This is a genomic window from Maricaulis virginensis (assembly GCF_027922185.1).
GTDB classification, from domain to species: domain Bacteria; phylum Pseudomonadota; class Alphaproteobacteria; order Caulobacterales; family Maricaulaceae; genus Maricaulis; species Maricaulis virginensis.
This window is the reverse complement of the sequence record NZ_BSFE01000001.1, coordinates 253,072-270,769: the sequence shown is the minus strand read 5'-3', so window position 1 is coordinate 270,769 and position 17,698 is coordinate 253,072. Positions and strand designations below refer to the sequence as shown.

General features: G+C 64.0%; 18 protein-coding genes, 1 tRNA gene and 1 pseudogene. 9 read left to right on the top strand and 11 right to left on the bottom strand.

The genetic code is table 11. The annotated features are described in order from the left end of the window. Nucleotides 1–269 precede the first annotated feature (269 nt). The 3 genes from rpiA to glmU are packed head-to-tail and all read right to left on the bottom strand — an operon-like array spanning nt 270 to nt 3,813. Entirely contained in the window at nt 270–971 is a 702-nt protein-coding gene (gene rpiA, locus PKE71_RS01315; protein WP_271185150.1) for a ribose-5-phosphate isomerase RpiA, read from the bottom strand. Then, complete coding sequence (locus PKE71_RS01310) at nt 971–2,458, bottom strand: NAD-dependent succinate-semialdehyde dehydrogenase (RefSeq protein ID WP_271185149.1); 1,488 nt, start codon at nt 2,456–2,458, stop codon at nt 971–973. Before PKE71_RS01310 ends, rpiA begins: the two co-directional genes overlap by 1 nt. After that, complete coding sequence (gene glmU, locus PKE71_RS01305; protein ID WP_271185148.1) at nt 2,458–3,813, bottom strand: bifunctional UDP-N-acetylglucosamine diphosphorylase/glucosamine-1-phosphate N-acetyltransferase GlmU; 1,356 nt, start codon at nt 3,811–3,813, stop codon at nt 2,458–2,460. The genes PKE71_RS01310 and glmU overlap by 1 nt, the downstream gene beginning before the upstream one ends. Before the next feature lie 111 nt (nt 3,814–3,924). Between glmU and PKE71_RS01300 the strand changes: the two genes are divergently transcribed. Continuing rightward, nucleotides 3,925–4,614 carry an HAD hydrolase-like protein gene (locus PKE71_RS01300; RefSeq protein ID WP_271185147.1) on the top strand — a complete coding sequence of 230 codons (690 nt, stop codon included), beginning with the start codon at nt 3,925–3,927 and terminating at the stop codon, nt 4,612–4,614. Here the strand turns inward: PKE71_RS01300 and PKE71_RS01295 are convergent, their stop codons facing one another. Then, nucleotides 4,615–4,833, bottom strand: coding sequence for a phosphoglycolate phosphatase (locus tag PKE71_RS01295; RefSeq protein WP_203294309.1), 219 nt, complete (start codon nt 4,831–4,833; stop codon nt 4,615–4,617). 253 nt (nt 4,834–5,086) lie between these two features. On the opposite strand from PKE71_RS01295, the gene PKE71_RS01290 reads away from it, so the two are divergent. The 4 genes from PKE71_RS01290 (at nt 5,087) to PKE71_RS01275 (ending at nt 9,122) form a co-directional block, all read left to right on the top strand. Further along, nucleotides 5,087–5,161, top strand: a tRNA-Val gene (locus PKE71_RS01290). Nucleotides 5,162–5,387: 226 nt separating this feature from the next. After that, the gene (locus tag PKE71_RS01285; protein WP_271185146.1) at nt 5,388–6,449 is read left to right on the top strand and encodes an extracellular solute-binding protein; all 1,062 of its coding nucleotides are present in this window, start codon (nt 5,388–5,390) and stop codon (nt 6,447–6,449) included. Next, the gene (locus PKE71_RS01280) at nt 6,446–8,071 is read left to right on the top strand and encodes an ABC transporter permease (protein WP_271185145.1); all 1,626 of its coding nucleotides are present in this window, start codon (nt 6,446–6,448) and stop codon (nt 8,069–8,071) included. Before PKE71_RS01285 ends, PKE71_RS01280 begins: the two co-directional genes overlap by 4 nt. Nucleotides 8,072–8,081: 10 nt before the next feature. Then, nucleotides 8,082–9,122, top strand: coding sequence for an ABC transporter ATP-binding protein (locus PKE71_RS01275; RefSeq protein WP_271185144.1), 1,041 nt, complete (start codon nt 8,082–8,084; stop codon nt 9,120–9,122). Nucleotides 9,123–9,335: 213 nt separating this feature from the next. On the opposite strand, the pseudogene PKE71_RS17705 reads toward PKE71_RS01275, so the two are convergent. Beyond that, nucleotides 9,336–9,463: pseudogene (locus PKE71_RS17705) on the bottom strand (transposase); the annotation flags it as partial. A gap of 171 nt (nt 9,464–9,634) precedes the next feature. Here PKE71_RS17705 and PKE71_RS01270 point away from each other — a divergent pair. Next, nucleotides 9,635–10,471 (top strand): aspartyl/asparaginyl beta-hydroxylase domain-containing protein, encoded by an 837-nt coding sequence (locus tag PKE71_RS01270; protein WP_271185143.1) that lies wholly within the window; start codon nt 9,635–9,637, stop codon nt 10,469–10,471. A 2-nt stretch (nt 10,472–10,473) separates the two neighbouring features. Here PKE71_RS01270 and PKE71_RS01265 read toward each other — a convergent pair whose 3' ends face one another. Continuing rightward, nucleotides 10,474–11,229: a hypothetical protein gene (locus PKE71_RS01265; RefSeq protein WP_271185142.1), complete on the bottom strand. Its 756-nt coding sequence runs from the start codon at nt 11,227–11,229 to the stop codon at nt 10,474–10,476. Between the two features lie 603 nt (nt 11,230–11,832). Between PKE71_RS01265 and PKE71_RS17605 the strand changes: the two genes are divergently transcribed. Further along, nucleotides 11,833–12,558, top strand: coding sequence for a toll/interleukin-1 receptor domain-containing protein (locus tag PKE71_RS17605; RefSeq protein ID WP_373878778.1), 726 nt, complete (start codon nt 11,833–11,835; stop codon nt 12,556–12,558). A 192-nt stretch (nt 12,559–12,750) separates the two neighbouring features. On the opposite strand, the gene PKE71_RS01255 is transcribed toward PKE71_RS17605, so the two are convergent. The 4 genes from PKE71_RS01255 to PKE71_RS01240 form a co-directional block, all read right to left on the bottom strand. Next, on the bottom strand, nt 12,751–13,824 hold the full coding sequence (locus PKE71_RS01255; RefSeq protein ID WP_271185140.1) for a Leu/Phe/Val dehydrogenase: 1,074 nt from the start codon (nt 13,822–13,824) through the stop codon (nt 12,751–12,753). A 113-nt stretch (nt 13,825–13,937) separates the two neighbouring features. Further along, entirely contained in the window at nt 13,938–14,528 is a 591-nt protein-coding gene (locus PKE71_RS01250; protein ID WP_271185139.1) for a uracil-DNA glycosylase family protein, read from the bottom strand. Beyond that, nucleotides 14,515–14,772, bottom strand: a complete 258-nt coding sequence (locus PKE71_RS01245; protein ID WP_271185138.1) for a DUF3253 domain-containing protein — start codon at nt 14,770–14,772, stop codon at nt 14,515–14,517. Before PKE71_RS01245 ends, PKE71_RS01250 begins: the two co-directional genes overlap by 14 nt. 45 nt (nt 14,773–14,817) lie before the next feature. Continuing rightward, on the bottom strand, nt 14,818–15,252 hold the full coding sequence (locus PKE71_RS01240) for a PaaI family thioesterase (RefSeq protein WP_271185137.1): 435 nt from the start codon (nt 15,250–15,252) through the stop codon (nt 14,818–14,820). Between the two features lie 145 nt (nt 15,253–15,397). Between PKE71_RS01240 and PKE71_RS01235 the strand changes: the two genes are divergently transcribed. Then, nucleotides 15,398–16,120, top strand: coding sequence for an acyltransferase (locus tag PKE71_RS01235; RefSeq protein ID WP_271185136.1), 723 nt, complete (start codon nt 15,398–15,400; stop codon nt 16,118–16,120). On the opposite strand, the gene PKE71_RS01230 is transcribed toward PKE71_RS01235, so the two are convergent. Next, on the bottom strand, nt 16,117–17,394 hold the full coding sequence (locus tag PKE71_RS01230) for a NupC/NupG family nucleoside CNT transporter (protein ID WP_271185135.1): 1,278 nt from the start codon (nt 17,392–17,394) through the stop codon (nt 16,117–16,119). The two genes, PKE71_RS01235 and PKE71_RS01230, sit on opposite strands and share 4 nt — an antisense overlap. 127 nt (nt 17,395–17,521) lie before the next feature. Here PKE71_RS01230 and PKE71_RS01225 point away from each other — a divergent pair, with 127 nt between their 5' ends. Then, entirely contained in the window at nt 17,522–17,686 is a 165-nt protein-coding gene (locus tag PKE71_RS01225) for a DUF1289 domain-containing protein (RefSeq protein ID WP_271185134.1), read from the top strand. Nucleotides 17,687–17,698 lie beyond the last annotated feature (12 nt).

Below are 17,698 nucleotides of genomic sequence, written 5' to 3'. Positions count from 1 at the left end.
CAGCGCCCTTGTCTTGCTGTCCATCCGGGGCGCTGTGCCCCGATCTGTTGTGTCTGCGACCGTCTGTTTGACGACCGGCAATGTCTGTCATCCCGGACGCATGCCCGGCCTTGAGCCGGGCGTAGATCCGGGACCCATAATCCCGGTGTGAAACCAGCTTCCGCCAAAGCCGAGCCTGCTTTCGGCCAGCATCGATGCGTATGGGTCCCGGCTCTGCGCCCCGCTTTCGCGGGGCATTCGGCCGGGATGACAACGCATCAATGGATGACCTACAGCTCCATCACCCGTGCTTCGCTGTCCTCGCCGACGATCACCACCCGGGCGAGGCCCAGGAAGAGACCGTGTTCGACGACACCCGGGATCTCCTTGAGATACCGGTCGGCCAGGGCCGCGTCGGGGATGGCGCCGCAGGCGCAGTCGAGAATGTAGTGACCGCCATCCGTGATCAAAGGGGCCAGACCGTCACCCTTGCGGCGCAATTGCACATCCGGCGCGTTCACACCGGCCTTCTTCAGCGCGTCATAGATCTGCTTGGCGGTCAGCGAGAAGCCGAACGGATCGACCTCGACCGGCAGCGGGAATTTGCCCAGCGTGTCGACCAGCTTGCTCTCGTCGACCATGACCACCATCAGGTCGGAGGCGTGGGCGATGATCTTCTCGCGCAAGAGGCAGGCGCCGCCGCCCTTGATCAGCTGGAAGCGTCCGTCGACCTCGTCAGCCCCGTCAATGGTGACGGCGAGATGGTCGACATGGTCGACCTCGATCAGCGGCACGCCGTTCTCGCGCGCCACCTCGGCGGTGCGCTGCGAAGTCGGCACGCCGCGCACATCGAGCCCATCCTTGATGCGCTCGCCCAGCAGGCGCAGGAAAATCTCCGCCGTCGAGCCGGAGCCCAGCCCCAGCGTCATGCCGCTCTCGACATAACCCAGCGCCGCCGCAGCGGCATGGGCCTTCTGGCGTTCTGCGCCCATCAGCCAACCCCGCCGAGCAGCACGTATTTCAGCTCGGTGAACTCTTCCACGCCCCACTTGCCGCCTTCGCGGCCGATGCCGCTTTCCTTCACCCCGCCGAACGGGGTGGAGGCGGCACCGACCATCGGCGCATTGACGCCGATCATGCCGTACTCGATGCCTTCGGTGAGCCGGTGCACGCGGTTGACGTCCTGGGTGTAGATATAGGCCGCCAGCCCGTAGGGCGTGTCATTGGCCAGCTTGATGATGTCGGCTTCGCTCTCGACGCGGTAGACCGAGGCAACCGGGCCGAAGATCTCGTTGCAGGCAACATCCATTTTCGGGTCGCCGCCATCGATCAGGGTTGGCGCATAGAAAGCCCCGCCCAGCTCGCCGTCCAGGCGCTTGCCGCCGGTGACGATGCGGGCACCGGCCTCGCGGGCCTGCTGCACCAGCTTGTCGACGCGGGTCACCGCTTCCATGTGCACCAGCGGGCCCAGATCGCTGTCATCGGCGAAACCGTCACCCGCCTTCAGCTTGGACACGCGCGCTTCCAGCGCCGCGACGAGTTTGTCGGCAATCGCCGGCTGGGCGATGATCCGGTTGGCCGAGACGCAGGTCTGGCCGGAAACGCGGAATTTCGAGGCGATCACGCCATCGGCCGCCTTCTCGATATCGGCATCGTCCATGACGATAAAGGGTGCATTGCCGCCCAGCTCCAGGGCGACGCGCTTCACACCGTCGGCAGCCTGGCGCATCAGCAGCTTGCCCACCTGGGTCGAGCCGGTGAAGCCGATCATGCGCACTTCGGGCGAACCGGTGAGCACCGGCCCGATCTTCTGGGCGTCGCCGCACACCACGTTGAACACGCCGTCGGGGATGCCCGCGCGCTTGGCCAGCTCGGCCAGGGCGAGTGCGGAGAGCGGCGTTTCCGGGGCCGGCTTGATCACCATGGTGCAGCCGGCCGCCAGGGCGGGCGCACACTTGCGGGTGATCATGGCATTGGGGAAATTCCACGGCGTGATACAGCCGACCACGCCGACCGGCTGGCGGATCGTCCAGCCGCGCGAGCCCGGGAAGGGCGTGGCAAGCGTTTCACCATGGATGCGCTTGGCCTCTTCGGCCGACCATTCGATGAAGCCGGCGCCATAGACCACCTCGCCCATCGCCTCGCGATAGGTCTTGCCCATTTCCAGCGTGATCAGCTTGGCCAGGTCGGACTGGTTGGCAAGGATGAGATCGTACCACTTCATCAGCAGCTTGGCGCGCTCGAAGGGCGAGACCTTTTTCCAGGTCTCGAAGGCTTCCGCGGCCCTGGCGACCGCCTGGCGGGCACCGGCCTCGCCGACATCGCCGACTTCGGCAATGACCTGGTTGTTGGCCGGATTGGTGACCTCGAAACTGGACGCACCAGCCACCCACTCGCCGCCGATAAAGCTCTCGCTGCGGAAGAGGCTCTTGTCCGTCAGGCGGTCCGAGACGGTTTCGGGGCGGTCGATTACGGTCATCACAGGCTCTCCTTCTTGGCCTTGCGGGCTTCCTTGGCGGCGCGGAAGCGGGCCGCCCACCCGGATTTGGTGGTCATCGGCGTGCGCGCAAGGGCCAGCGCATCCGCCTCCACATTCTCGGTCACGATGGTCCCGGTGCCGGTAAAGGCGCCGGCGCCGACGGTGACGGGCGCCACCAGGCAGGTATTGGAGCCGATAAAGGCCCCCTCGCCCACCACGGTGCGGTGCTTGTCGTATCCGTCGTAATTACAGGTAATCGTGCCCGCTCCGATATTGGCGTTCGCGCCGATGCTCGCATCTCCGATATAGGTGAGATGCGAGACCTTGGCGCCCTCGCCCAGCTGCGACTTTTTCACTTCCACGAAATTGCCGACCTTGGCACCGGCCCCCAGCTCGGCGCCGGGACGCAGGCGGGCATAGGGGCCGACACTGGCGCCCTGCGCCACGCTGGCCCCTTCCAGATGCGAGAAGGCATGGATGACGGCGTCCTCGCCGATCGTCACACCGGGGCCGAAAACGACATTCGGCTCGACGATCACATCGCGGGCGATCTGCGTGTCGTGGGAGAAGAACACCGTCTCCGGCGCGATCAGCGTCACCCCGTCCGCCATGGCCTGTTTGCGCATGCGGGCCTGGAAGGCGGCCTCGGCCCCGGCCAGGTCGCCGCGCGAATTCACGCCCAGCACTTCGCCCGGATCGGCCTTCACCACGACGGCTTTCAGACCGCGTCCGCGGGCCAGGCCCACGACATCGGTGAGATAGTATTCGCCATTGGCATTGTCGTTGCCGACCTCGGCCAGCAATTCCAGCAGCAGCGGCGCCGGGGCAGCCAGCACGCCGGAATTGACCAGGCGCACGGCGCGTTCGGCCTCGCTGGCATCCTTGTACTCGACGATGCGGTCGAGATTGCCCGCGCCATCCGTGATCAGGCGTCCATAGGCGGCCGGATCCTCCGGCTCGAAGCCGAGCACGGCGACCGAGGCGCCGTCTTCCAGAGCGGCGAAGACCTTCGCCACGGTTTGAGGCGTGATCAGCGGCGTGTCGGCATAGAGCACGATCGCCGCACCCTCGACATCCGCCAGCGCCTCGCGCGCGGCCAGCACGGCGTGGCCGGTGCCCTTGGGCGGATCCTGCAGCGCGGTCTGCGTGCCCAGCGCCTCGGCGGCGGTCTTCACGGCCGGGGAATGCGCGCCGTAAACAGTGACGATCCGGTCCGCCCCGCTCTTGCGCGCCAGGTCGACCGACCAGTCCAGCATCGGCCGTCCGCCGACGCTGTGGAGCACCTTGACCGTCTTGGACTTCATCCGCGTGCCCTGACCGGCAGCGAGAATGATGGCGGCACGGGAATGAGACATGGATCGTCCTGTCGCGAGAATCTGCACCTGTGTCTGTCAGGCGCTATAGCCTATCGGGCCGGGGCACGTAACCATGCTTGCGAGCCCGTGAGGGGCAGAAGGATGCAGATCATGCTGGAGACAGGCCAGGCCGCCCTGTTCGACAATGCCGCGATTGCCTTCGACCTCGACGGCACGCTGGTCGACACCGCACCCGATCTGGTGCGCGCCCTCAACGCCGTGATCGTGCCGCGCGGCCTGCCGGCCGTGCCGCTGGCGGACGTGCGGGCCATGGTCGGCCGCGGCGCGCGCGTGCTGCTGGAACGCGCCCATGCCCGCGGCGGGGCCGAGATGCAGGACGGCGACGCGCTGGTGGCGGAATTCATCGAGATCTACAAGACCGATGTCGCCGCCGAGAGCCGGGCCTTTCCCGGCGTCGAGGAGACGCTGGCCTGGCTGAAGGACGCCGGCGCGCGCCTGTCGGTGTGCACCAACAAGCCCTCTGTCCTGTCCGATCTTCTGATCGCGGAACTGGGGCTGGCGGACTATTTCGAGCGGATTATCGGGCCGGAGCGCACCACGGCGAAGAAGCCGGATGCGGCGCATCTGCGTGATTCTCTGGGTGCGGACTTTGCGCGGGCGGCCCTGATCGGCGACAGCGCGCCGGATGTCGGCTCGGCGCGGGCGGCGGGCCTGCCCGTCATCGTGATGAGCTATGGCTACAGCGAAAACCCGGCCGGCTCGCTGGGAGCCGACCGGGTTCTTCATGCATTTGGCGATGTACCGCGGGCGCTGGCCGAGATCTGGCAGCGCGCCAGCTGATTACGCCGTGCGACGCTCGCGACCGGTATCGTTGGCCGGACGGGTCGGCATGCCGTTGACGAGGTTGGACCGGACGTCGGTACGCGCGGAGCGCATGGCCGGCATGAAACCGGCTTCGACGAGGTCGACACTTACATCATAGCCGCGCTCGGCCCAGTAGGCTTCAATTCGCGCTTTGAGACGGCGAGCGCCTTCGGGCGTGCACAGATCGTTGCTCATTAACAAAACCTCCTAGTCGACCGAAGCTTCCCTCGGCCGGGAATTGTGTCCAATCGAGTGATTGACAGGACGGGCCGCAGTGGCCCCGAACCCAGCTTGGGGCAGGCTGATATATGGGCCCGGCGCTTATGACGAGACCATGACGGTGTGGCAAGTTGTCGCACCCGCGGCGTATCCGATCTGCACTTCAACTTCCACATGTAGTTGACCGGCGCCAAGAGCCTGCTTATACGGCGCCCTCCGACTATGGATCGGGCGATTAGCTCAGCGGGAGAGCACCTCGTTCACACCGAGGGGGTCACTGGTTCAATCCCAGTATCGCCCACCACCCTTCGCCCTGCGGGCTTCGGGTGGCAAGCCACCCGCAGCGCGCACCCCGGGCGAAGCGGCCTGTCCTCCGAAGCTTCAGCGAAGGAGGACTGCCCGCGACACGCTCGACACCCCAACCCCTCCCCCCTGCGTCACCCCACCGCACCGGTTTCCTGCGGCAATAACTTGCGAAACATTCGCAAGAGTGGCAGGGATGCGGAGACTGCAAGGAAAACGGGTGACTCATGAATTATGCCAAGCTCCTGGCCGCCGGCGCGCTCAGCGTCCTCGCCGCTGCCTGCTCCCAGCCTGACACCACTGCCGGTGCCGGCAGCGAACAGGCCGATGCGCCGCGCGTGGTGAATGTCTACAGCGCGCGCCACTATCGCAGCGACGCGGCGATCTATGCGGCCTTCACCGAGCAGACCGGCATCGAGGTCAACCTGATCGAGGCCAGCGGCGACCAGCTGATCGAGCGCGTGCGCGCCGACGGTCCGCGCAGCCCGGCCGACGTCATCATCACGGTCGACGCCGCCCGCCTGCACCGCGCCGAGGAAGCCGGCCTGTTCGCGCAGAGCGATTTTGCCGGATTCACGCCGGAGATCGCCGATAATCTGATCGACCCGGACGGCTACTGGATCGCCATCGCCAAGCGTGCCCGCGTGCTGGCCTATTCAAACCAGCGCGTCCAGCCGGATGAGGTCTCCACCTATGAGGATCTCGCCGATCCGCGCTGGGAAGGCCGGATCTGTGTGCGCGAGAGCGGCAATGCCTATAACCAGTCCCTGCTCGCCTCCATGGTCGCGCGCCTGGGCGAGGCCGAGGCCGAGGCCTGGGCCGCCGGCATCGTCGCCAACATGGCCCGCCCGCCCCAGGGCGGCGACATCACGCAGATCATCGGCGTGGCCGCCGGCGATTGCGACATCGCGATCACGAATCATTACTACTACCTGCTGATGCAGAATTCCGGCGAGGCCGCCAATCGCGCCGCGGCCGAGGCCGTCACCCTGTTCTTCCCGAACCAGGAAACCTCCGGCGCCCATGTGAACATCTCCGGGGCCGGCATCGCCGTGAACGCGCCGCATCCGGAGGAGGCCCGCGCGCTGATCGCCTTCTTCCTGTCGGACGAGGCCCAGCGCATGTTCGCCGAGATGACCAATGAAATCCCGGTCGTCGAGGGTGTGGAATGGGAGAATGAGCGTCTGGACGCCGTGATGCCCTTCGTCGCCGACAGCCGCAATGTCTCCGAACTGGGCGACCACAACGCCACCGCCCAGCGCATCTTCGACCGCGTCGGCTGGCAGTGACGCCAGCCAGCCAGGGCGGCCGGCTGCCGGATCGCGCGACCGCGCTCGCGATCCTGGCAGCCCTGGTCTGTGCAGCGCCGGTGTTTGCCGTCGCCTGGATCGCCGTGACCGGTGAGACGGGCGACTATCTCGCCCACCTCGCGCGCACGCGCCTGCCTGTCTATCTGGTCAATTCCGCCCTCGTTGCGGCGATCGCGGCGGGCGGTGCCGGGCTGATCGGCACGGTGCTGGGCTGGCTGGTGGCAAGGACCGAGTTTCCCGGACGCGCCCTGTTCAGCTGGGTGCTGATCCTGCCGCTGGCGGTGCCGGCCTATGTCGCGGCCTATGCCTGGCTCGATCTCAGCCAGGCCGGCGGACCGCTGCACGCAGCCACGGCCGGGCTCTTCCCCACCGTGCGCGGCGCCTGGGGGGCGGGGCTGATGTTCGCCCTCGTGCTCTATCCTTATGTCTACCTGCTGGCGCGCGACACGTTTACCGGCCAGTCCGCCGACGCCTACAACGCCGCCCGCACGCTGGGCGCGGGACCGTTCAGCGCCTTTGCCCGCACCTCGCTGCCGATGGCGCGGCCGGCCCTGGCCGCCGGGCTTGCCCTGGTGATGATGGAAAGCCTGGCGGACTATGGCACCGTCTCCTATCTCGGCGCGCCGACGCTCTCGATCGGGCTGGTGCGCGCCTGGAGCGGGGCAGGATCGCTGGTCGATGCGGCCCGCCTCTCCCTCATCCTGGTCGCCGTCGCGCTGATCGTGTTCGGCCTGGAACGCGCCCAGCGCAGCCGTGCGCGCTCGCACGCCGCCTCGGGACGCCACCGTCCGGCGCCGCGCTTCCATCTCTCGCGGACCCAGGGCCTCGCCGCGGCCCTCGCCTGCCTCGTCCCGCTCGCTTTGGGCCTGATCGTCCCGCTGGCGCGTCTGGGCTGGCTGGCGCTGAACGAACAGCCCGCCCCCAACCTCCTGCCCGCCAGCTGGCACAGCCTCACCCTCGCCGCGATCAGCGCCGTGCTGGCGGCCGGCCTGGGCCTGTCGACCGCCTATGCCCTGCGCGGCCGGACCTTCATCGCCACCGTCTCGGCGCGCGCGGCGGGTCTGGGCTATGCCGTGCCCGGCGCCGTGGCGGCGGTGGGCGTGATCGCCATCCTGTCGGGCACCCAGGCGCTGATCGACCCGGCCTGGGAAAGCCTGACCGGCGAGGTCTTCCCCGTCCTGCTGACCGGCGGCGCCGCAGCCCTGATCTTCGCCTATCTCTCGCGCTTTGCGGCTGCCGCGATCGGACCGTCCGAAGCCGCCCTCGCCCGCGTCACGCCGGCGCTGGACGGGGCCGCACGCACGCTGGGCGCCACGCGGGGCGAGACCGTGCGCCGCGTCCACTGGCCGCTGATCGCCGCGGGCGTTACCTCGGCGGGCCTGCTGGTCTTTGTCGAAGTGCTCAAGGAATTGCCGGCGACGATGATCCTGCGCCCCTTCAATTACGACACGCTCGCCATCATCGCCCACAATTACGCCAGCGACGAACGCCTGGGCGAGGCGGCGCTGCCCTCGCTCCTCATTCCGCTGGTCGCCCTGCTTCCCATGATCTTCGTCGCCCGCTACCTCTCCCGGGCACGCTCATCTTCGGGACAGGTCTAGGCGGGACGGCATGACGGATACGCACACGCGCAGGGGATTGAGCATACGCGGCGCCCAGCGCCGCTATGTGAAGGAGACGGCCGCCCTGGCCGGCGCCGATCTCGATCTCGAGCCGGGCAAGATCACCGCCCTGCTGGGCCCCTCGGGCAGCGGCAAGTCCACCCTGCTGCGCGCCATTGCCGGACTGGAACGTCTCGATGGCGGCGAGATCCGCCTGGGCGACACGGTCTGGGCCGGGCCCGGCCGCCACCTCGCCCCGGAACGCCGCCGCGTCGGCATGGTGTTCCAGGACTATGCCCTCTTCCCGCATCTCGACGCCCTGGCCAATGTCGCCTTCGGCCTCAAAGGGCCCGACGCCAAAACCATCGCCATGGCCCAGCTGGAGGCCGCCGAGCTGGGACACAAGGCGAAAGCCTTCCCGCACGAGCTCTCCGGCGGCGAGCAGCAGCGCGTCGCCCTGGCCCGCGCCCTCGCCCCCGCGCCCGCCATCGTCCTCTTGGACGAGCCCTTCTCCGGCCTCGACCGCCGCCTGCGCCAGGAATTGCGCGAGCGCACCGTCGACACGCTGCGCCGCGCCGGCGCCACCGCCCTCATGGTCACCCATGATGCCGACGAGGCCATGGCCGTCGCCGACGCCCTCGCCCTGATGGACCAGGGCCGCGTCATCCAGACCGGCACGCCGGAACATGTCTGGACCCATCCGCACAGCGTCACCGCCGCCCGCCTTCTGGGCGATATCGAGGTGATCGAGGCCTTCATAAAAGCCGGCGCCGCCGATACCCCGCTGGGCCCGGTCGCCACGCCGGACTTCAAAAACGGCTGCACCGTCTACGTCCTGGTGAGACCCCAGGCCATCCGCCTCACGATGGCAGCCGACGGCCCCTTCACCGTGACCCGCCGCCGCTCCGCCGGCACACACCTCGCCTTCACGATCGAGAACGCGGAAGGGCGCAGCTTCACGACGCACACGCCTGTGCCGTCCACGCTGGCTGTGGGGGACAGGGTGGACGTAGCGCTGGACGAGGCGTTTGTGACTGTGGTGGGGGCGTAGGGGGGGGAGTCGGCAGCAGGAGGGGACATTGCTATGCTCGTGGCTCTAATGTTTAGCGATGCCGTTCAATCTGGAGACATGGACGCCATGCGGCCAAGCGATACCGGGCAATGTCCAGCGGCGTCACCAAGGCAAACCAAATTTCAAAAAGAAGCTGCAAGTTCGCCAAAAACGACCTACCACAAACAAAGAGTTCAGCGTGATCCCTAGCTGGATCCATCTTCGAAGCACCGTCTGGTGCAGTTCCAACTCCCGCGCCGCCTGAGCGATACTAACCCTCGATCCACCATCAGATCCACCGCTTCCCGCTTGAACGCGCGGCAGAACTGTCGTCGTGTAATTCTTCTTCTCCGGTTCCAAAAACATCCTAATTCGGTGCGCTCAGAACCTGCAGCAGCTCAGGAGCAGGAATTGTCGTCGGCGCGAATTCGATGCAAACTCGGTTTCACTGCACTTAAGCGCGGCACAAAGATTGGGCATGGTGGAAAACAAGTGGTGAGAAAGGGCTGAAATTGAGCCACGACTTCAAAAAGGGTGTTAGGACCCAACGCATTTCCACCGTTGCAATTGATATATCGGAAGTGAAGCGTGAAATTTCACTGGTAGATCCGGAGGATTATAAGAACTACTATACCGAGTACAGCAATGGAGGATGGCGCACCTGCATGCTAGCAAATCAATCTGGCGATGCTGACAGCCACAGGATTGAAGCCTCGAAAGGCGGCGCAAGACTAACGCGAGTTGGTAACCGGCTCACCTACTTAACTGGACTGATTTCCAACTGGTTTGACCGCAGCGCCCTAGTCTACGCAAGGCTGATAAAAACTCAACCTGGATCGATAGTGTTTCCCCATAGAGATTACTTAGACTTTGAAGGAGAGCTGGTACGGATCCATATTCCTCTAAAAACTAATTCGAGATTCCTCCATTCGGAGTCCGATTTAGTGTTCCATATGAAGCAGGGTGAGGTGTGGTACCTAGATGCGACTAACTTGCACGCAGCTGCCAATCTTGGTCGGAGTATCCGTTATGCTCTTGTGTTGGACTTTCACTGCTCAAACCACATTACCGATTGCCTAAGAGATGACAATTTAATCTCCCTTCGTTACCCGGATTCGGTACACCGTCGAGAATATAACCGCCAAGAGATTGTCTCCAAACTACGTGATACCTACGCCCAAAGCGGATTGGATGGAATCTTATATGCGGCTTCGGCGTTGAACTTCTCCAACAGGTCGCATGCAATTCAAACCTACGATTGGGTCGAAGAGGTTTTGCTGCATCGCGGTGATGAGAAGGATTTAAGAAGCTTCAATGTTTTGAAACAGAAATTTCTATTTACCGGCTGAATTCATACGACATAAGTCATTTGGTTTACTAGATAAGATCGGTTCTTATACATTGCCATCAGCGCTTCGGACTTCTTTTCATCCTCAACATCGCAGACGCCATCTAGTCCGAACAAGGGCGTTCTAGAAAATATGCAGGGCGAGATTCGTTCCTTGTGCGTCCAGGATATAGCCGAGTGATATCCATATAAGTGACTGTTATCTAACTGGCTTTTCATCAGAATGAATACGCTCGTATTTTCGTCCAAATCGACGCATTGACAGAACAGAGCAACTTTTGCCTTTAAGCCCAAGGCTTCGACATCATACTCGCCGATGTCACCACTCGGTCGCAAAAGTTGCCAAATCCCCCTGACCGACGTTTTTGAAACTCGGTCCCGTAGAGTCAGCTTGCTTGCCTTCCAGACTGGTTTGGGACCTCCATCTGATGGCACCTCGCTCATGTAGTAGACATGAAACGTACCTTCCAGTGCGGCTTCGATTGTTCCGCGACTGGGGCACTTGTCAAAGTGGTAATCGAATGTGCTGCGAACAAGATTATTGAGCACTAGTTGTCCGTCGCTCGTCATCCTTGCCGAAAAAAATCCGGCAATGCCTGAGCCGAGGAACCCCCCCGCTAGTAGCAGTAAGAACCCTTCAATTTGAGGGTATTTCAAAGATACAATGACCAGCAGGATCGCAAGCAGCACGAATATCGTGGAGATCAGATAATAAACCGTACTAGGTTTGGCGACTACGCTGGGGGCGTTTGTTAGCATGATGAGTTTATACTCCCGATAAGATAGCCCTAGTTGAGCATCACCGCCTCAAGTCAAGGACCATAAATGGGGCAAACTCTCGACTAAAGACGTGAGGTCGGAGGGGCTCAGGTTGCCGCGCATAGCCGCCTCGTTCGCAGTATGGGATGATATTGTGGAAAACAATAAGTGCGGGAGCAAGAATGATTCTGACTAGTCCTTAGACGGGGGCGAGTATGCAGATGTGGTCTCGGGAAATCGGGTAGATTATGGAAGCGCGAGCGCGCGGCTGGCGCAGTGGCGGGCTGAACCACTCAGTCACGCCCAAGCTGATCGTTCGCGTGATCATTGGCACAATAACTGAGGCCCCTTCCGGGATAAAGTGTTCCAAGCTTCGGCATTTGGACCAGTTTTAATTTCTCAACGCCCGATCAACGCCGCCGCGAGCAACGAAATTGGGGACACGCGCCAATTAAACACCGCACAGCGCTCGCCGACCAGGAAGCGTTTGGACGCAGGGCCGTTAAATCGGCTGAAAATGGTGTGTGTCCCCTTTTGGGTTTCCCAAAACAATGCACCGTTTCTCACTTGAAGCCGCGCGTAACACAACCTACAATTTCTCGCATGGCAAGATGCACAGCTCCAGTACAGGGCCATCGGTCAGCAAGCGCGGCCGCAGCCTGCCCAGCATGTCGCGGCCGAACGAGCCGCTACAGTTCGTATTCTCCCTATTCTTCGTCCTACTCTTCGCCTTATTCGTTTTCGGGCGGAGGCAGTAGCTCTAGAAGTACCGGCGGCGGCAGCGGCGGCAGCACCGGTAGAAGTTCGGGTAGCAGTAAGCCGAGGTGGTCCCCCTCCGGCTCATCCGCGATCTACACCGAACAGCAAGTGCGAGCACTAGAACCAGTCCGCACACAGATCGAAAAACGTGAGATCCAGCAAGAACCGCGCGATGTCTTTCTCTGTCATGCATGGGACGACCGGGCCGGCGCGGCGAAGGAGCTTCACGACTCGCTGGAAGCCCAGAAAGTAACCGTCTGGTTTAGTGAAAAGGACGTTTTGCTTGGGTCAAACCTGCTCCGCGAGATCGACAGGGGCCTTGCTAGGTCTCGGGTAGGGATTGTTTTAGTCACACCGTCGTTTCTGAAGCGGATTAGCGGAGAAGGCATAGCAGACAAAGAACTTTCCGCGCTGCTCGCCCGCGACCTCCTAGTCCCCATCGTGCACAACACGACCTACGAGGCTCTACGCGAGGTGAGCCCGTTGCTTGGTTCGCGAACCGGACTAAGCACCGCGGAAGATCAGATGTCTGTGATCGCTACGAAACTTGCGGAGTTGGTTGCGCTCTAATCGCCATTTGAGAGCCGCAGCCGTGGTGAAGCGCTGACGTTCGGCATAACAGGAACACCGCGGTAGATTGGCTTGGCTATTCCAAGCCAATACACGCCCCCCAAAAAAATCTGCCGCACCCAGGCGGGCGCGGCAGATCAAACTCACAAATCTCAAAACCCCGGACACCCTCAGGCGCCCGGCGCTTGAAAACTACGCCACCTTGCCCAGCTTGGCGGCGCGCTTTTCTTCGATGCGCTGGCGGGCGATTTCGTCGGCGATGATGTTGGAGGGGCGGCCTTCATTGTTCGACTGGTCGAGGATCTCGCCCAGGGTCGCTTCCAGACCGTCCAGCTTGCCCTTCACCCATTCCGGATTGAAGTCGCCGGCGATCTCGCCCATCACATTGATGATGCCGCCGGCATTGATGACATAGTCCGGTGCGTAGACGATGCCGCGCTTGAGGACTTCCGCCCCCATCTCGCGCGTGGCGAGCTGGTTGTTGGCGGCGCCGGCGATCACTTTCGCCTTGATGCGGTCGATCGTGTCCGGATTGATGATCGAGCCGAGGGCGCACGGGGCGAAGACGTCGACATCCTGGTCGTAGATCTCGTCGAGACCGACAATGGTGGCGCCGTATTCCGCCTTCAGCTTTTCCAGCCCGTCCTGGTTGATATCGGTGACGAAGAGCTCGGCACCGGCCTTGGCCAGATGGCCGGCCAGATAGGTGCCGACATGGCCGGCCGCGCCCTGGATGGCGATCTTGACGCCGGAGAGGTCGCGCTTGCCCAGGCCGCGCTCGGCGGCGACCATGATGCCGCGATAGACGCCCTCGGCGGTCACCGGCGAGGGATCGCCCGAGGCCGCCTTGCCTTCCGGCAGGCCGACCACATGCTCGGTCGAGCGGCGCACGGCCATCATGTCGTCCGGGCTGACGCCGACATCCTCGGCGGTGATGTACTGGCCGTTCAGGCTTTCCACCGCGCGGCCGAAGGCCTCGAACAGCGCCTTGCGGTCGAAGGCGCCTTCCGGCTTCATGATCACGGATTTGCCGCCGCCGATGGGCAGGTCGGCCATGATATTCTTGTAGCTCATGCCCTGGGACAGGCGGAGCACGTCGGTCAGGGCCGCGTCCGAATTGGGATAGGACCACATGCGGCAGCCGCCGCAGGCCGGGCCGGAGGCCGTGGAGTGCACACCGATGACCGCCTTGAGGCCGGTCGTCTCGTCGGTGGCGAACAGGACTTTTTCGTGATTGTCGAACGATACGTGCTCGAGAACACTCATTACGGGCATACCCTTTTCAACGGTGGCAGCCCGTCCGCGGGCTGCGAAGTCGGGCCGTGAAATACCCGTTCGCGAGCCGCCTTACAAGCGCGCGAAAACACCCCGAATGCCGCTCAGCGTAATAATTCTTTCATGCGGCAGCGCAACATGGGGAGAATTTTTTCTTCGAACCACGGATTTTTCTTCAGCCAGACATTATTTCGCCAGGAGGGATGGGGGAGCGGCAGAAATTCCGGCCCGTACTCTTCGCCGCGGCGGACGGTTTCGGTCAGTGTTTGCTGCATACGCGAACCCAGATGGAAGCGCTGGGCATACTGTCCCACCAGCAGGGTCAGGCGCACATCCGGCAGGGCCGCGCGCACCCGCGCCTGCCACAAGGGCGCGCATTCCTTGCGCGGCGGCAGGTCGCCGCCCTTCGCATCGAGACCGGGAAAGCAGAAGCCCATCGGCACGATGGCGATGCGGGACGTGTCGTAGAAGGTGTCCTCGTCCACCCCCAGCCAGTCGCGCAGCCGGTCGCCGGACGGATCGGTGAAGGGCTTGCCCGAGGCATGCACCCGCGTGCCCGGCGCCTGGCCGACAATCATGATGCGGGCGGTGGAGGCCGCCCGGATCACCGGGCGCGGTTCATGCGGCATGGCCGCCGCGCACACGCGGCAGGCGCGGATCTCGTCGAGCAGCGGATCGAGATCAGGCGCGGCCAATCCGCCAGACTCCCTTGAAATTCTCCGGATCCTCGACCGGCTTGCCCTTGCGCAATATCGTCACCTCGCCGCGCCGGGCCAGCCGGATCGCCGCCTGGCGCACATGGCCGAACTGGCGGTTGAAGCGCTCCGGATCGATCGCCTTGGCGACATCGGCCGGCGAGACCGAGCGCCCCTCGGGCGCCGCCGCCACGAGTTTCACGATGATCGCCTCGATCGGATCGCTGCCTTCGGTCTCGCTCATCTTGCTGTCCTTCGCTCGGTGCGCAGGTTTATCGCGCTGCCGGAGTTATCTTGCAGGCGGGATGGAATAGGTCGCACTGGCCTGTGCGATCAAGTCGTCGCTGCCGTCCGCCGTGATGTCGCAATCGGTGACGACCAGCCGCTTGCCCAGTTTCAGGATGCGGCAGCGGGCGACCAGCTCGCCGGGGCCGGCCCTGGTCAGGAAGTTGATATTGAGATTGGTGGTCACCGCCAGCGCCTGCGGTCCGATATGGCCGAGGATCACCACATAGGCGGCAAAGTCGGCCAGGGAGAACAGCGTCGGTCCGGAAACGGTGCCGCCGGGGCGCAGATGTGTGGCATCCGTGCGCGCCCGCACGATGGCGCGGCCGGGTTCGATCGTGTCGATGGTGAAGATCCGGCCCGCGCGGTTCATCTCCGGAAAAACCTCCTCCAGAAAGCCGGTCACCGCGTCGGCCGTCATGGCGACCTCGTATGTCACTGGGCGTTACTCCCGTGTTGCGCTTATGGGGCACTTATGTACCCGCTGCGAGACAAGTATGAAGCGGTATTGTCTCATGGGCGTCCAGGCTGCGAAACGCCGGACGCCGAACGCGCCGGATGGATATAGGGAGCGCCGGGACAAAATGAAACGGGACCACCGCCCCTACTGGATGCACCGCGCCTGGGAAGCGTTCGAAAACGCCTGGACGGGCCATTTCCTCGCCCCCCACTTTGCCGCGCTGGGCATCGAGCCGAAAGTCGTATGTCCCTGGCATGTCGAGGTTTTCGGCCCCAACATCACCGCCGGAGACCGCCTGCACATCGTCGCCAACAAGGCCGATCCCGTGCGGCTCACCGTCTGGTCGCCGCAGACCCAGGCCGGGCGTATCGATATCGGCAACAATGTCTTCATGGCCGGCGGCACCCGCATTCTCGCCGCCGGCGAGATCGAGATCGGCGATGACTGCCTGATCGCCAACAAGGCCACGATCTCGGATTGCGACTGGCACTCCATCCACGACCGCGTCGACCCGGCACCCGCCTGGAAACCCGTGAAACTTCAACGCAATGTCTGGATCGGCGACGGCGCCTTTATCGGCAAGGGCGTGACCATAGGCGCCCACTCCGTCGTCGGCGCCCGCTCGGTCGTCACCCGCGATGTCGACCCCTGGACCATCGTCGCCGGCAATCCGGCCAAAGTGGTCAAGCGCATCGATCCGGACGCACCGATGAAGACCCGCAGCGATCTCTACGCCGACGCCGAAGGCCTGCACCGCTTTTTCGACACCGCCTATCGCCAGGCCCTGAAAGGCAATTCCACCCCCGGCTGGCTGCGCAGCCGTCTCTGGCCGAAACGCGGCGACTAACCGAACAACCCCGACGGCAGCACGCCCACGGCGGCCCCCGTCATCAGTGTTGCCAGCGTGCCCGAGATCAGCGCCCGCGGGGCCAGCTGCAGGATGTCCTCGCGGCGCGACGGCGCAATCGCCACCAGGCCGCCGGTCAGGATGCCGACCGAGGAGAAATTGGCGAAACCGCACAGCGCATAGGTCATGATCAGGCGCGTGCGCTCGGACAGGTCGCCGCCGATCCGGGACAGCTGGTCATAGGCATAGACCTCGTTCAGCGCCGTCTTCAGCCCCATCAGCGAACCGGCCTGGGTGGCCTCGCTCCAGGGAATGCCGGCCAGCCACACGACCGGCGCGAAGACCCAGCCCAGGATCCGGTCGGCCGAGAGCGGTGCACCGAACACATCCGGGAAAAGCCCGAGCAGGACATTCACCAGCGCGACCAGGGCGGTGAATACCAGCAGCATGAAGATGATGTTGAAATACAGTCGGATACCGTCCGACACACCGGTCGTCAGCGCGTCCATTGAGGAGTGATAGATCGGCGTCGGGATCTTCTCTTTCTGCAGCGCTTCCTCGGAGACCGGCTCGGCCGGCATCATCAGGCGCGACAGGAGCACCGCCGCCGGCACCGAGATCAGCGAGGCGGTGAAGATATGCCCGGCCGCACCGTCGATCACACCGGTCAGCTGGCTGACATAGAGCGCCATCACCGAACCGGCGACGGTGGAAAAGCCGACCGTCATGATGAGGAAAAGGTCGGACCGGGTCATGTCCGGCAGGCGCGGCCGGATCAGCACCGGACTTTCCGTCATGCCCAGAAAGATGTTCGCCGCAGCGCCCAGACTGGCCGAACCGGACAGGTTCAAAAGGCGCCGGAAGGCTGCCGCGAAACCGCGCACCAGGAATTCCAGGATCCGCCAGCGCCACAGCAGGGCCGACAGCGCCGACAGCACGATCACCATGGGCAGGGCCTGGAAGGCAAAGAGGAAACCGGAACCACCGGCCGGGTCGGCTTCCCAGGGCGCCTCGCTGCCGGCCAGATAGCCGAACACGAATTGCGCACCCTCATTCGTCACCTCCTGCAGCACGGCGACGACACCGGTCAGCGATTGCAGGAAAGCCCGGAAGGGCGCGACGGAATAGAGCAGCCAGGCGATCAGCAATTGCAGGGCGATGGCACCGGCCAGCAGGACAATGGAGATCTTCTTGCGCGGGCCCAGCAGCCACGCCACACCCGCAAGAGCAAAAAGTCCCACAAAGCTGCGGGCCTGCAGCACCAGATCGTCCATGAATGTCCCCAGGCAGATAAAGGCGGGACAATATTCCGGCAGGCCCCGCCGCCGCAAGCACTTGCCACAATGAAGACCACACGGAATGCTGCGATGCATGGACCGCACCCCGATCAGGACACCCTGTGTGAAAGTCTGTTTCGTCGACCCCAAGGCCGGCGTCTGCCTGGGCTGTTTCCGCACCATGGAGGAGCTGGGACGCTGGACCCGCTATTCAAACGAGGAGCGCGACGCGATCATGCAGGCCCTGCCGGAGCGGGAAGCGGCCTATCGCCGGGCGCGGGAGGCGTGATGCGTCCGGCAG

Bases quoted from the DNA above. Each gene is read 5' to 3' on its own strand.
- PKE71_RS17605 (WP_373878778.1), top strand. From the start codon at position 11,833: ATGGCAAGATGCACAGCTCCAGTACAGGGCCATCGGTCAGCAAGCGCG.
- PKE71_RS01300 (WP_271185147.1), top strand. From the start codon at position 3,925: ATGCTGGAGACAGGCCAGGCCGCCCTGTTCGACAATGCCGCGATTGCC.
- PKE71_RS01295 (WP_203294309.1), bottom strand. From the start codon at position 4,833: ATGAGCAACGATCTGTGCACGCCCGAAGGCGCTCGCCGTCTCAAAGCG.
- PKE71_RS01255 (WP_271185140.1), bottom strand. From the start codon at position 13,824: ATGAGTGTTCTCGAGCACGTATCGTTCGACAATCACGAAAAAGTCCTG.
- glmU (WP_271185148.1), bottom strand. From the start codon at position 3,813: ATGTCTCATTCCCGTGCCGCCATCATTCTCGCTGCCGGTCAGGGCACG.
- PKE71_RS01230 (WP_271185135.1), bottom strand. From the start codon at position 17,394: ATGGACGATCTGGTGCTGCAGGCCCGCAGCTTTGTGGGACTTTTTGCT.
- PKE71_RS01310 (WP_271185149.1), bottom strand. From the start codon at position 2,458: ATGACCGTAATCGACCGCCCCGAAACCGTCTCGGACCGCCTGACGGAC.
- rpiA (WP_271185150.1), bottom strand. From the start codon at position 971: ATGGGCGCAGAACGCCAGAAGGCCCATGCCGCTGCGGCGGCGCTGGGT.
- PKE71_RS01275 (WP_271185144.1), top strand. From the start codon at position 8,082: ATGACGGATACGCACACGCGCAGGGGATTGAGCATACGCGGCGCCCAG.
- PKE71_RS01245 (WP_271185138.1), bottom strand. From the start codon at position 14,772: ATGAGCGAGACCGAAGGCAGCGATCCGATCGAGGCGATCATCGTGAAA.
- PKE71_RS01285 (WP_271185146.1), top strand. From the start codon at position 5,388: ATGAATTATGCCAAGCTCCTGGCCGCCGGCGCGCTCAGCGTCCTCGCC.
- PKE71_RS01235 (WP_271185136.1), top strand. From the start codon at position 15,398: ATGAAACGGGACCACCGCCCCTACTGGATGCACCGCGCCTGGGAAGCG.
- PKE71_RS01265 (WP_271185142.1), bottom strand. From the start codon at position 11,229: ATGCTAACAAACGCCCCCAGCGTAGTCGCCAAACCTAGTACGGTTTAT.